Genomic DNA, 14529 nt, shown 5'->3' on the forward strand with positions numbered 1-14529 from the left:
GTGGCCGTTGCCTCGAAGCGAGATGCGCATTCTACGCTTCTCAGTTTTGATGTCAACAATTTTTTGAAAACTTTTTTCTAAAACTTTAGAAGATGTTTTCACAAGTTTGTTGAGGGTTTAATTAATCATTTGGTTAAATAAACATTTCAAAACAAATCTTTCATTCTTAGATGAAAGGATAAGCCCTATTTCTAAAACTTATCTTGTGACTTCGTCGAGCTGCCCCGTTGAAGTGGATGCGCATTTTAGGGATTTTATTTCCCACGTCAACACTTAATTTGAAATAATTTCAAATTATAGTTCAAACGCACAAAAAGCGCACAATTAGCGCACTTTTTTCTCAATATTTCTTAGAATGCTTCTTGCAAGCCTATATAAAAACCTTGATTGTCATCGTTCCCAATTGCAATATCAAAACGTAAATGAACCTTATCTTTAGGTTGAAGTGCATAACGAGCTCCCACGCCGGCAGAGTAATACATTCCTTCTCGATTATTTTCTTCTGCCGTGCCGCCTTCAATATTTGCCACACCTGCAAAACCAACAATCTTCCATTTTTCGGATATGTGGTAACGATACTCCGCTTGAATAGCACTCAATCTTTGTCCTGATATCTCACCCGCATTAAAACCTCTTAATGCACTTCGTCGTCCCAAGTATGATTCCCCAGAATATGGCGCCTCATCATTTACATACCGACCATAGTATCCCAACGCGACAACATCCTTTTGCCTAACAGTTATGTACTTGCTGTATTTTAGTTCGAGTAGATCATAGTCTTCATCAGAACCAAGTGAATCCAGGTAGGAAAATGTGCTCACTTCAAATAACGCACCTTGCATCGGGTAGTAGAAGTTATCTCGACTGTCATATGTAACATTTAAACCAACACCATAAACTTCATTATCAGACGCACCTGTCAATTCAAGAAATTCCTTTCCAGCTTCATTATCAGGTGAATAATTATTGAACATAGCAATACCATGGATACCTGCAAACCAGTTCTCTGCAACTTTCCAACTCTGACGATGAAACAGTCCATATGATTCACTGACAAACTCTGCATTACTGAAATCATTGTTGATATGTAAAAGCCAAGCTGCGGTCACTGCTCTTTGATTTCCATCATCAAAGTGCATCATGTTTCTTGCACCAATCGTATAGCTGTCTGTGTCGGTATATTGTGTTAACCCTAATAATTGCGAACGTGGGTTTTCTTCACCCACATTATATAAATACGATCCCGTGACACCTACCCCCGTGCCCATACTTGGATTCGATGAGATGATAGGTGCAACAGCAAAAGACTTTTCCTCGTTTTCAGTTGAGGCGAGCAATAAAAATGACGGAGTAAATAAAAGAAGTGCTATTGAATAGATAGATAATTTAGCCATTTGCTCATAAACCTTGATTAAGCGTCTAAGTCAATAATAGCTAATTGGGGTTCACGGTATTGTTATTTTTATGGCAGATATAGGTTTAAAATGTAAAAAGCCAGCGAAACTGCTGGCTTTTCTATTTTAATGTGATTGATTATTTTTTGTCGTTATCAAAGTCAGCATCATGATCATCGCCAACCACATGCTCTAATCTCAGCCGCTTAACAGACCTTATTGTAGTAACTGGGCCAGATAGCGCATATAACACAAAAATTGCCATTAGCAGTTCTGCTGGGCTAGAAGCTACAACGACAAAAATTAAAACGATGAATAGCACAACAAGAAAGTTAACTTTACCTTTCCAATCAACTTCTTTAAAACTGTTGTATCTAAAGTTACTCACCATTAATAAGCCGGAAATAATCGTAATGATTCCCATAATTAGGCCGTAATCATGCCCGGTTATTTGGTATTCCGAACCAACCCAAACAATACTAGCAATAACACCTGCTGCAGCCGGGCTCGCTAAACCTTGGAAATATCGCTTATCTGCGACACCAACTTGTGTATTAAACCTTGCCAAGCGCAATGCTGCTGCGGCAACAAAGACAAAAGCGGCTAACCAACCAAATTTGCCCATACCTGATAACGCCCAATTATAAGCAACTAAACCTGGTGCTATACCAAATGACACCATATCAGCCATAGAGTCATACTCAGCACCAAATTCACTTTGTGTATTAGTAATACGAGCAACGCGACCATCCAGTCCGTCAAAAATCATCGCAATAAAAATAGCGATGGCTGCACTAACAAAATGACCGTTCATAGAAGAAACAACAGCGTAAAAGCCAGAGAATAATCCTGCTGTTGTTAACAGGTTAGGTAACAAATAAATACCACGATTTGGCGTCGTTTCGTTTTCAGGTTGTGACATAGAATAATTTAAATAATCGAAAATTGACGGTAATTTAGCATATTAGAATGATGAGATGTAGCGTTTATCATGCTAAATATTTGTCAACTGTGTGTTGAATTGTTATAAGTTAAGACGAAGTTGTAATAAATTGCAGACAAATAGCTAAAATGGAGAACAGCGGGCAGATGAAAAAATATGTTTTAGGGTTACTTGTTTTTTCAAGCTTTTGTTTCGGACAAAATGTAGTTGTTTACCGATGGGTTGATGAAAATAATGTGGTTCACTTTAGCCAACAACAACCGGCCCATGATAATTACACAACAATCACAATGTCTTCTCGCAGCAAGCAAACAACAAAATCACCTCAACCTACAGAACCTGAAGAACCAAGTCCTACGCCAAGCTTCAATGATGAGAACGATCCCCCTAGCTCGGTCGTATCAATGACGATTGAACAACGCTGTGAAGATGCACAAAACAACATAAAAACATTAAGTGCGTTTGACCAAGTCCAATATACCGACAGCCAAGGACAAGTTCATATCTTATCTAAAGAAGAAAAGCGACAGCAACTATTATTGAGCCAAAAACAAGTTGAGATCTACTGCCAATAAAAAGCCAGTAGATCCCAGTAACCTATAAAATAACTAACTCACCGTTTTGCTGATCAATAGTAATTGATTGGCTGTTTTCAAAATCACCGGCTAACAATTTTTGCGCCAATGGGTTTTCAATGCCATTTTGAATAGCACGTTTTAATGGTCTTGCGCCGAATAATGGATCGAACCCAGCTTCTGCAATTAATGATACTGCAGCATCGGTGACTCTTAATTTCAAACCATTATCATTAAGGCGTTGTTCTAGGCCAGACAGTTGTATTCGCGCAATATGCTGAATTTGTTCAGCCTCCAAAGAATGAAATACCACGGTTTCATCAATGCGATTGATAAACTCTGGCTTGAAGTGATTACCCAATTCAGCCATTACCCCAGATTTCATTGCATCATAATGCTCATCGCCTCCGAAAGTCTGGATAATTTCAGAACCTATGTTTGACGTCATGATAATGACAGTATTCTTAAAGTCGACTGTTCGGCCTTGCCCGTCCGTTAGTCGACCTTCATCTAATACCTGCAATAAGATATTATAGACATCAGGGTGTGCCTTTTCCACTTCATCTAGTAAAACGACTGAATATGGCTTTCTTCGGACGGCTTCAGTCAGATAACCACCTTCTTCGTACCCTACATAACCTGGAGGAGCACCTACTAAGCGGGCAACAGAGTGTTTCTCCATAAACTCAGACATGTCGACACGAATTAGCGCTTCCTCACTATCAAACATGAAAGCCGCTAACGCTTTTGTTAGCTCTGTCTTACCAACCCCCGTTGGCCCCAAAAACAAGAATGAACCGATAGGTTGGTTTGGATCAGCAAGTCCAGCGCGAGAGCGTCTAATAGCATTGGAGACAGAAACAACGGCTTCGTCTTGACCAACAACACGTTGATGAAGCTCATCTTCCATTCTCAGCAGCTTTTCACGCTCTTGTTCTAGCATTTTGGCAACAGGAATCCCAGTCGCTCGACTTAAAACATCGGCAATTTCAACGTCGGTTACTTTATTCTTTAGCAAGTTCATGTCTTGCATTTCTGCTTGGCTTGCCAAATCAAGCTGTTTTTCTAGCTCAGGAATTTTCCCGTATTGCAGTTCAGACATTTTGTTTAAGTCACCATTGCGCCTTGCCATGTCTAACTCAATTCGAGCCTGCTCCAATTCCTCTTTAATTGTTTGTGTACCATGGATAGCAGCTTTTTCAGTTTTCCAAACTTCTTCAAGCTCGTCATATTGCGCTTGGTTATCATCCAGTTCTTGAGTTAACGCTGACAACCTTTGTCTAGAGGCACTATCGCTTTCTTTTTCCAATGCTTTTTGTTCAAGCTTCAATTGAATAATTCGGCGTTCTAAACGATCTAAGTTTTCTGGCTTTGAATCCATCTGTAATCGAATACTAGAAGCCGCTTCATCAATTAAATCGATAGCTTTGTCTGGTAACTGACGATCACTGATGTATCGATGAGATAGGCTAGCAGCAGCTACAATCGCAGGATCTGTAATTTCAACATTGTGGTGCAATTCATAACGCTCTTTTAAACCACGTAATATCGCAACCGTATCTTCAACACTTGGTTCATCGATTAAGACTTTCTGGAAACGTCGCTCAAGAGCAGCATCTTTTTCAATGTACTGTCGATATTCATCAAGTGTTGTTGCGCCCACACAATGAAGCTCGCCACGAGCTAACGCTGGCTTGAGCATGTTACCGGCATCCATTGCACCATCGGTTTTTCCTGCACCAACCATCGTGTGTAATTCGTCGATAAACAGAATAACCTGCCCTTCTTCCTTTGCAAGTTCGTTTAACACCGACTTTAATCGTTCTTCAAATTCACCGCGATATTTGGCGCCAGCAACTAATGCGCCCATATCCAGCGAAAGCACTTTCTTATTTTTAAGACCTTCAGGGATTTCACCATTGACAATACGCTGGGCTAACCCTTCGGCAATGGCTGTTTTACCCACACCAGGCTGGCCAATTAAGACAGGGTTATTTTTAGTCCTGCGTTGTAACACTTGAATTGTGCGTCTAATTTCATCGTCGCGACCAATAACAGGATCTAATTTCCCCTCTTCCGCACGCTCTGTTAAATTTACGGTGAACTTATCTAATGCTTGTCTTAAGTCTTCAGCGTTTTGCTCATTCACATTTTCGCCTTGGCGAACATGGTCGATTGCATCCTTAATACGCTTCTCGGTTGCGCCAAGGTTTTTAAGAATTTGCCCTAATACACCTTTGTCATGTACCGCGGCATATAAAAAGACTTCAGAAGAAATAAATTTGTCGCCAAGCTTTTGGGCATACTTGTCACACAAGTTAAGTAAAGTCACCATATTGCTTGAGAATTGAACTTCACCACCAACCCCTTCAACTTGGGCAAGTGACTCAAAGTTTTTTTCAAGTTGCACTTTTAAAGCATTAACATTGATACCAGCACTTTTTAACACAGTTACAATACTGCCACCTTGCTGATTCAACAAAGATAGCATTAAGTGTGTTGGCTCTATAAACTGATGATCTTTACCCAAAGCTAATGATTGAGCATCTGAAATAGCTACTTGAAAAGCTTGAGTTAATTTATCTAAACGCATTCATTTTCTCCTTACTGCCATACTACTGGTCTTACGTTCACTATCTAAGTTAATAGGGGTAGATGAAGAAGAATTCAACTAAGGAATTTGATTTAGATCATTTGGGTTGGGATTATTTGAGGCAAATGATCGTTGCCATTCGACCCGTGATTCCGTCTCGACGATATGAATAAAATCGTGTTTCGTCGATATAAGTACGCCTTCTGTCACACTCGATATTGACTACACCTAAATGTCTTAGTTGATACTCAGCAATAAACTGTAAATCAGCCAAATATTTTCCATCCTTTTGAGCGGTAAACCCAGCCGTTAGTTGTGGATCCAGTTCGGTAAAAGTCTCGAAAACGTCTTTACCAACTTCAAAAGATTGGGCTGAAATACAAGGGCCTAGCCAAGCCTTAATATTTGACGGCTCTCCACTCATTTGCTTAACCGTGTTGTCGATAATCTGTTTCGCTAGAGGCCGCCAACCAGCATGAATGGCAGCAATTTCCTGGTTTAATTCATCGATAAGTAAAATAGGCAAACAATCAGCGGTCATAATCGCTAATGCGATATTTTTTTTAGAGGTAATTGCTGCGTCGGCATCGGGTATTGCCTCAGTAAACTGCTCAATAGTCGCAACATGATTACCATGTATTTGATTAAGCCACTGAATCTGAGTGTCTGGCGGTAAATATTGAGCCAGTGATTTTCTGTTCACAAGCACATCAGCGAGTTCATCATCTACATGAGTCGCTATGTTGAAGTCATTAAATGGAGATTGGCTTTGTTTACTCCCTGAAGGAGATAAACGCGTTGTCGAAAAGGCCACTACACTGGTCAGTGGCCAATCAACAGATATTAATGCCGAATTAGTATTCGTCGCTCGCATTGAGTTGCGTATCTTCTTTTAAGAGTTCGACTAATTTTTTGAAATCATCAGGTATTGGCGCATGCCACGTCATTTGCTCACCTGTGATCGGGTGGAATAACGATAGCATAGTTGCATGTAATGCTTGGCGTTTAAATCCTCGCAAGTACTCCAAAAGCTCGGGCGTAGCATTTTTAGGTGGGCGCGGGCGACCACCGTATACCGGATCCCCGACCAACGGATGTGTTATGTGTGCCATATGTACACGAATCTGGTGAGTACGACCCGTCTCGAGGCGCAGACGCAACCTCGTATGTAAGCGATACTTTTCCATCACTCGATAATGAGTAACCGATGGCCGGCCAAACGGAGATATCGCCATTTGTGTTCGTTTTGTACCATGGCGACCAATCGGCTCATCGACCGTGCCACCTGCGGTCATTATCCCGTTAGCAACCGCTTCATATTCACGAGTAATTTCGCGTGCCTGAAGTGCTTCAACTAGGTTGGTTTGAGCCGCAATTGTCTTTGCCACAACCATTAAGCCCGTTGTGTCTTTATCCAGGCGATGCACAATACCAGCTCGAGGCACTACATCTAATTGCGGGCAATGATGTAACAATGCATTTAATACTGTCCCATCAGGATTACCAGCACCTGGGTGTACAACGAGATCTTTTGGCTTATTGATTACTAAAATGTCGTCATCTTCGTAAACAATATCTAGTGGTATATCTTGTGGTTCAAAGCGAATATCTGCTTCTACTTCCGCATTTATTTCAATATTTTCTCCACCAACGACCTTCTCTCTAGCCTTTGTAATTACTTGGCCATTTAAGGTAACGTTACCCGCTAATATCCAATCTTTTAAACGAGATCGAGAATAATCAGGAAACATTTGGGCTAAAGTTTGGTCCAAACGCTTACCTAGGCAAGATTCTGGGACGATATTTTGATGTTGAATTTTTTCAGCCATTAAACTCTCATTAATTAGCACTGTGCAAGGCATGTTTGCTAGGTTAGAATGCTTGCTAGTATTTTACCCCGTCATAACGGGGTTTCATAATTTATTTTAACAAAAACCGTGTAGTGATACTGAAATATATGGAAAATTTGACAATAAAAGCGATGATTGTCGCGCTAGCAATTGGTTTAGCCGGCTGTTCTTCATCTGATAATAAAGACGTTGAGGTGGTACCAGATAAATCTGCACAAGCACTATTCGTTGACGCTCGAGAAGCACTAGAAAGTGGCTTATTTCAAAAAGCCATCATAATTTTGTCTGCAATTGACTCACGCTTTCCGTTCGGCCCTATTTCGCATCAAGTTCAATTAGATTTGATTTATGCCTATTATAAAAGTGGTGACTCTGCTCAAGGTATTGCCTTAACCGACCGCTTTTTAAAATTAAACCCTAATCACCCTCAAGTTGATTATGTTTATTACATGCGTGCTTTGATTAATATCAGCACTGAAGAAAACTTGTTTCAGGATTTAGCTGGCATTGAGCGTGATGATCGCGATCCAACAGCTTCTCGTGAAGCATTTAAAGACTTAAAACACATCCTATCAAGCTACCCAGACAGTAAGTATGCTGCTGACGCACGCAAACGTATGGTGGCGATTAAATCACGCTTAGCAAAATATGAATTAGCAATTGCTCGTTACTACGTGAAGCGTGGCGCATTTGCCTCTGCTGCAAACCGTGGCCGTTATATTGTCGAAAACTTCGCACCAAGCCCAGAATTAGAGCCAGCATTAGAAATTATGGTTCAAAGCTATGAAAAACTTGGCTTAGATGATTTACGTGTTAACGCATTGCAAGTTTTAGCTGCTAATTACCCAGATAATCGTTTAGTCGATTAAGACTAACGCAATTAGAGATCAAAAAAGCCGACTTAACGTCGGCTTTTTAGTTACATGCATAACTAACAACAATTAGATCGCATCAGCGTTTTCTTCACCCGTTCTAATTCGGATGACACGCTCAACATTTGTGACAAAAATTTTACCATCACCAATTTTGCCTGTTTGGGCAGTTGACATTATTGCCTCTATACAGCGTTCTGCAGTCTCATCATCAACGACAATTTCCAATTTCACCTTCGGCAAAAAATCTACCATGTATTCGGCACCTCGGTATAGCTCAGTATGCCCCTTTTGACGACCAAATCCTTTTACTTCAGATACCGTCATCCCCGTAATACCAATTTCACCTAATGCTTCTCGAACATCGTCCATTTTGAATGGTTTAATTATCGCTTCAATTTTTTTCATTATTAAATTCAACTCGCCACTGTTATAAAGTAATACGGATACAGTTTACCTGAGATAGGATATTTTTGTCTGTATAAATATGCTACCGAATTAGGTAAACTATTTTTAATTTCATTATTTAACGAATATTTCACAAGGTAGAAAAATGGATCGACAAACGATCATTGAAGAAATGCAAGTTCAAAGCGAAATCAGCCCAGGTTTTGAAATTAAACGCCGCGTCGACTTTATTAAAAAGCAGCTGTTGCAGTCAGGATTAAAACATCTTGTTCTAGGTATTAGTGGCGGTGTAGATTCTTCGACTTGTGGACGTTTAGCACAGTTAGCGGTTAATGAGTTAAATGAAGAGCAAGCCGACACCTTCAAATTTATTGCAGTTCGTTTACCTTATGACATTCAAGCGGACGAAGCAGACGCACAGTTGGCATTAGAGTTTATTCAACCAACCCACTGTGTAACAACAAACATTTTTAACGGTGCTCAAGGCATTCACAATGAGACGCTAAAAGCATTAGACGAGCAAAACATTTTATCCGCTAATGATGCACAAATAGACTTTTCAAAAGGTAATGTAAAAGCTCGTACACGCATGGTCACACAATATCATATCGCAGGTATTCTAGGTGGATTAGTGTTAGGAACAGACCATTCAGCAGAAAACATCACAGGCTTTTTCACTAAGTGGGGTGATGGTGCATGTGATTTAATACCACTATTTGGTTTATCAAAACGCCAAGTAAGAATGTTAGCAAGAGAACTAGGTGCTCCTGAATCTCTTATTACCAAAGCACCTACTGCTGACTTAGAAGAGCTTGACCCTGGTAAAAAAGATGAAGATGCACTGGGTTTAAGCTACGATCAATTAGACGACTTTTTAGAAGGTAAGCCAGTTTCTACCGATGTAGAAAAACGCATTATCGATATTTACTTAAGAACACAGCACAAACGTCAACCTATCCCTACGATTTATGATTAAATAAATTAGGTCATGTTTGTTGAAAGGAGTTAGAGCCATGAAATTTTTGAGCAAAGGATTTAGTTTGATTGAGCTCATGGTAACGGTAGCGATTCTAGGCATCGTCACCGCTATTGCAATGCCAAACATGACCGAATTTATGGTCCGTATGCGTGTCGACAACGAAGTGACTGAAATTCACAGCTTAACTGTTTTGGCAAAAAACTATGCTGTTAATAGTGAAGAAGTGGTCACCGTATGTCCTCTTGCTTCAAATAATAGTTGCAGTAACAACTGGCAAAATGAAATTAGTGTTTTTATTGATGTAGACGGTGATGCGGTTTACGAAGAGTCAGATAACGACGCCATTATAAAAGTTAAATCAGCGATTAAAGATGGTGATCAACTCGACTTTCCACGCACTAGCGTACGTTTTGCACCAACTGGCCGCCTAACAGGCGTAAGTAATGGAACCTTTGAGTATTGCCCTCAGAATTACGCGGACTTATCAAGGGGCGTAATTATCTCCCGCTCAGGAAGAGCTTACTTGTCATCGGATACCAATAACGATGGTAAAGAAGAGAATAGAAGTGGCGGCGTGATTAGCTGTGACTAACACACCGCTTTATTTTTTTATGATCAGCGCAGGGTTTCGCGATCAAGTTGACGTGCAACAACGTTGTTAAATAACTCTGTTTCTTTAACACACTCAATAACCGTCTCAACTTTTCTGTTTTTATAAAGTCCTTTACTAAAGGTCCTGCCAACTAAATCAGCCTTTAAATAAGGGATCCTCTCAAGATAAGCGTTAATTAAATAAACACCATCGATACCAGACGAATCTTTAACATAGCATTTCATTTCTTGTTTTTCTGCCGCATAAGCCGGCGTAGTTGACAAAAAAGTTAATAATGTAAAAGTTATCAATCTTTTCATTTACTTCTCCCAACAATCGGTGGATGTAGCCGATTTAACGCCTGTCTCAGTAATTTGCATATTTAAACATGCTGCATCATTAGTCGCTTGCTGACCAAGCGCTGTCGCTTTTAAGACAAAAGTATCTTTACCAGCGTTAACCGTTGCATCGATTGAGTAATTACCAGATTCCGTAATAAATGGATCTGCCCCTAAACCGAGGTCTTTCATATCAGACGTATATTCACGGTTATCGACAAAAAACATCTCTTGTAAATTAGCGATACGCATTAATTCACGTTGAGGCTCTGCACGATTGGATTGATTAACAAAACCAACATAGGATGGATAAGCAATACCAGCTAATATACCGATGATTGCTACCGCGACCATCAATTCGATAAGTGTCAAACCTTGGTTTAGTTTTCTCACTTGTTTTCCTCTTCAATGTATAAATGCGTTCGCATCGTTTCTAGTGTAAAACCATTTAAAACGTCACAGTTCGCAGCTTCACATAATGTCAATGTACCATCACCGCTACCACCTTGTCCGTCACTACCTGCACCGACACCAACGAACATAATTTTACCTGAGCCTGCCACGCCTTCTTCTGGTGGTGGAATGACTACCGTCGGCGTATCCGGCACTCTATCACCCACATCTAAATAGTCTCGACCAGAGGCATCTTTATTCTGCCAATTATAGATACTGGTACCTTGTGCCAGGTCAACCGCATACAACTTACCTGAACCTGTATTTAACGTACATTGACCATCGCTCACACTCTCTGCAGGAGTAAAGCTATTAAAGTATGCCACGCCCGCAAGCGCAGTCGCCGAAGACATACTTTTCTCACCATCTGCTGCAAAATCTATATACCAACCTTCTTTTTCCGTTACCGCTATTTCCAACTCGGTTCGAGCAGTTGCAGACAATGACTGTCCAAAAGGATCGTTGGTATAGTTATATAAATCATATATTTCAATTGTCGAAGGAGGAACATTATCACCGCTAAAAGATTGTGTAATAATATTCTTATCTTTAATCATGAAGAACATGTCTTTTGTATCAGTAGAAGATGGCGTTGATCTATCACCACTGCCAATAAGTATGGCGTCATACGGTGTATCTTGTCGTGTAATTTCAACATAATCATCGCCTAGCTCATCTGTTCGAGTTGTTGAAATCGTATTCGTGATTAACGCTCTTACTATCGATGGCTCGTTAAAGAAACGTCTATCATTATTTGAATTGGGGTGATCACCACCAAGCGTTGCTAGTGTATATGCCGTCCATGGTGCCTCGTTATCAAATGGCGATGCGGATGGCATGTCAACTCTAAATACATTAGCGCCAGTATCTCCAACATATAATCTATCTGTTAAGCCATCGGAATCGCTATCAAGCACTGCAACACTCGATGGAATACTGTCAGTTAAACCTTCAAACTTTGTATTGGTAGCACTAGCAGTGTCAGGCGTTAAGCTCCATTTTAACAAACCTGTCTCAGCATCAACCATATAAATACCATTTCCAACAGTATCAGCTTGACCTACACCAGCGATATCTTTCGCACTTGAATAACCCCCGCCAAAAATAACAACGGGTTTAGGAATACCGTCTACAACATTATTTTTTGCAAATGTTACTTTTGGTTTAGACCATGATTGCCCTAGTCGACTAAAGCCACTGGTACTTTCATCTATCTTCCAGAGCATTACTGGTGTATCAGGGTCACTAATATCGATGCCATAATATGAGCTACCGCCACGTCTTAAACCAAAAAACAACCAAGCTTTATCTCCTGCGGCATCATCAATACTGCCGTCGCCATTCTTATCCTGAAGATAAACCGTAGCAGAACCATCAATACCATAAATCTTATCTGAGCTAGTATAATTCGCTCTTAACGGGGCTATATTAGGGAAGAACTCTTTAAACATGATTGCCCAAGATTCGGTAACTGTATCACCGTTATCATCAAACATATGCAAAACACCGGCATTTGTCCCGACTATAATGCGTACATCTTGTGATGATGAACTACCACCATAGTTCACAACAAGTGGTTTAGAGTGCAACGGATCGGCAAAAATATCATCTCTTATATCGGTTATTGAGCCATCCGCATCCGCATCATCGACGTCTGCCCCTTTAAACCAATCTAAATAACCTTGTAATTCATCTTCAGGCACATTCATATATGATGCTAGCGCTGTATCGCCGCCATACGCATTGGAAATGTTTGTTTTATTGTAGGTTACTAATGCGTCAGAGCTCCCAACATCACTATATAATTTGCGAGCACTTTGCGAGCGCAGCATCTCAGCGACACCACCTTCTGTAACATCTTCACCATCGGCAACAGGGTTGGTTGACCAAAAGGTTTTTGCCGTAGCTTTAATATTTCCATTTTCATCAATAGCCACATTGCCATCACGGTCAACTTGTTTACCCGCCGCTAATTTCAATTTCTTAATATTACCCTGCCATCTTGGACCGCGATCTGGTAAAAACATCGCATAGTAAACAGAATCTAAAGTTTCAGTCCTATCGAAGTTATTCGACGCAATTGAGGGGGAGGTAAAGCTTGCATTGACTCTTAAAATTTCAACAAGAGCAGATTGAAGCGCCGCGAGCAAACCGGCAGCATCTTGAGCGGGATAGTATTCACCACCACCTAATTTAGCTGTTTCTTTTAATATTGGCGCAGCATCATCGGCACCACTACTAAATCCTATTGTATATGTTGTAGCTGTCTGAACACCTTCAATAGCATTATTAATATCATTATTTTTCATCCACCCAGCAAGGGCAGGTAAATAATTACCACTGAATTTTGAGCCAATATCAGGTAAGGCTCCAATCAACCCATCCGCAGCATTATCTTTTGTAGGAACACCATCCGTCATCATAATGACGTAAACTTCATTGCTACATCCCTCGTAAGGGGCAATATATTTTCCGCTGTTTTCTATATCGAGATCTCGTGCGGGTTGATCCACAGGTTTTGGATTACCAGACGATCTTCTATTATTTCCGTATAAAACAGCTTGTCCGCCAAAGTAACGCATCGCTTCATATAACGACTCACACAACGGCGTATTGGTTTGGGGAACTAAGTCATTATCGATAATATTAACCAGTTCGGTTGTTGCAGAATCCGTCATATCTTGGATGCCAAAAACAACTCGGCCACCGTCGTGCTCATACTCATCATAAGCATTGAAATTAAACACTTGTAAACCAAAATCAACAGATGGAGCTGATTCTATGAGATCCGTCATTACGGCCTTCGCAATATCCATTCGCGAAATAGATACGTTGGTTAACGTGTTGTTTTGGTAATATCTGAGATAATTATCACTATATAGGGTGACAACTTCACCGGTACCGAAAGCAGTATTACTCGCATTAACATCTGATGTGTAATAGACAGGATTTCCTTTGGTGCCTAAGCCATCAACTGGATAGCCTTCTGGCAAAGCCTCTATTGTGCCATTCTTTTTCTCAATGCCAGAATTTTTGGGATTCTCTTCTCTAATGTCATCCCAACAATCAATTACTTCAATATTTGCACCATTGTTATCAGGTATTTCTTGCCAACTACCCGAGTTGCCAGAGAATGCGTATTCTCGAATATAACCGGTATAAAATCCTACCGTCTCTAATCGAACTCGCGCTTCCTCACAACTGTTAATAGCATCAAGAAACCTTCTTGACTCGCTGGGACTATCCGGCACCGGAACGCTCGCATTATCAATACCACTACCTTTAGTAAAATAAATAAAGTTTTCACTAAGTGAGTTGAGACCACCAACTGCGGGATAAGTAGTATTAGGGTCGTATAGTGGTTTGACCGTTTCATCTGTTGACATACTGCCTGAGTTATCAAAGATGATTAATACTTGCGGTTTGTTACCTGTCCTCTGTGCGGCATTACCAATGTAAAGCTCAATATCTTCGGCAATAAGCGAAGTTGACACTAACGTTAATAAGGTACTGACTATAAACTTCTTCATCA

General features: G+C 40.5%; 13 protein-coding genes. 4 read left to right on the forward strand and 9 right to left on the reverse strand.

What is annotated here, in order from left to right; genetic code table 11:
• Window positions 1-350: 350 nt before the first annotated feature.
• Window positions 351-1394 (reverse strand): BamA/TamA family outer membrane protein, encoded by a 1044-nt coding sequence (locus QQK05_RS09825; protein WP_284298087.1) that lies wholly within the window; start codon window positions 1392-1394, stop codon window positions 351-353.
• Between the two features lie 139 nt (window positions 1395-1533).
• Window positions 1534-2316, reverse strand: coding sequence for a CDP-diacylglycerol--serine O-phosphatidyltransferase (gene pssA, locus QQK05_RS09830; RefSeq protein WP_284298089.1), 783 nt, complete (start codon window positions 2314-2316; stop codon window positions 1534-1536).
• A 167-nt stretch (window positions 2317-2483) separates the two neighbouring features.
• Here pssA and QQK05_RS09835 point away from each other — a divergent pair, with 167 nt between their 5' ends.
• Entirely contained in the window at window positions 2484-2912 is a 429-nt protein-coding gene (locus QQK05_RS09835) for a DUF4124 domain-containing protein (RefSeq protein WP_284298091.1), read from the forward strand.
• A gap of 22 nt (window positions 2913-2934) precedes the next feature.
• Here QQK05_RS09835 and clpB read toward each other — a convergent pair whose 3' ends face one another.
• The 3 genes from clpB to rluD form a co-directional block, all read right to left on the reverse strand.
• Window positions 2935-5505, reverse strand: coding sequence for an ATP-dependent chaperone ClpB (gene clpB, locus QQK05_RS09840; protein WP_284298093.1), 2571 nt, complete (start codon window positions 5503-5505; stop codon window positions 2935-2937).
• Between the two features lie 112 nt (window positions 5506-5617).
• Complete coding sequence (pgeF, locus tag QQK05_RS09845) at window positions 5618-6379, reverse strand: peptidoglycan editing factor PgeF (RefSeq protein WP_284298095.1); 762 nt, start codon at window positions 6377-6379, stop codon at window positions 5618-5620.
• Window positions 6360-7334 (reverse strand): 23S rRNA pseudouridine(1911/1915/1917) synthase RluD, encoded by a 975-nt coding sequence (gene rluD, locus QQK05_RS09850; RefSeq protein WP_284298097.1) that lies wholly within the window; start codon window positions 7332-7334, stop codon window positions 6360-6362. The genes pgeF and rluD overlap by 20 nt, the downstream gene beginning before the upstream one ends.
• A gap of 128 nt (window positions 7335-7462) precedes the next feature.
• On the opposite strand from rluD, the gene QQK05_RS09855 reads away from it, so the two are divergent.
• On the forward strand, window positions 7463-8224 hold the full coding sequence (locus QQK05_RS09855; protein ID WP_284298099.1) for an outer membrane protein assembly factor BamD: 762 nt from the start codon (window positions 7463-7465) through the stop codon (window positions 8222-8224).
• Window positions 8225-8296: 72 nt separating this feature from the next.
• Here QQK05_RS09855 and glnB read toward each other — a convergent pair whose 3' ends face one another.
• Window positions 8297-8635: a nitrogen regulatory protein P-II gene (gene glnB, locus QQK05_RS09860; RefSeq protein WP_284298101.1), complete on the reverse strand. Its 339-nt coding sequence runs from the start codon at window positions 8633-8635 to the stop codon at window positions 8297-8299.
• Between the two features lie 145 nt (window positions 8636-8780).
• Here glnB and nadE point away from each other — a divergent pair, with 145 nt between their 5' ends.
• A complete protein-coding gene (gene nadE / locus QQK05_RS09865; protein WP_284298103.1) occupies window positions 8781-9611 on the forward strand; it encodes an ammonia-dependent NAD(+) synthetase in 831 nt (276 codons plus the stop codon).
• A 37-nt stretch (window positions 9612-9648) separates the two neighbouring features.
• Complete coding sequence (locus QQK05_RS09870; RefSeq protein WP_284298105.1) at window positions 9649-10206, forward strand: GspH/FimT family pseudopilin; 558 nt, start codon at window positions 9649-9651, stop codon at window positions 10204-10206.
• 23 nt (window positions 10207-10229) lie between these two features.
• Here QQK05_RS09870 and QQK05_RS09875 read toward each other — a convergent pair whose 3' ends face one another.
• From QQK05_RS09875 to QQK05_RS09885, 3 genes are read right to left on the reverse strand one after another with little or no spacing between them, the layout of a single operon-like run.
• Window positions 10230-10526: a TapY2 family type IVa secretion system protein gene (locus QQK05_RS09875; RefSeq protein WP_284298106.1), complete on the reverse strand. Its 297-nt coding sequence runs from the start codon at window positions 10524-10526 to the stop codon at window positions 10230-10232.
• Window positions 10527-10937, reverse strand: coding sequence for a type IV pilin protein (locus QQK05_RS09880; RefSeq protein WP_284298108.1), 411 nt, complete (start codon window positions 10935-10937; stop codon window positions 10527-10529).
• Window positions 10934-14527: a pilus assembly protein gene (locus QQK05_RS09885; protein ID WP_284298110.1), complete on the reverse strand. Its 3594-nt coding sequence runs from the start codon at window positions 14525-14527 to the stop codon at window positions 10934-10936. The genes QQK05_RS09880 and QQK05_RS09885 overlap by 4 nt, the downstream gene beginning before the upstream one ends.
• Between the last annotated feature and the right edge of the window lie 2 nt (window positions 14528-14529).

The organism is Thalassotalea loyana (assembly GCF_030161435.1).
Classification (GTDB): domain Bacteria; phylum Pseudomonadota; class Gammaproteobacteria; order Enterobacterales; family Alteromonadaceae; genus Thalassotalea_G; species Thalassotalea_G loyana.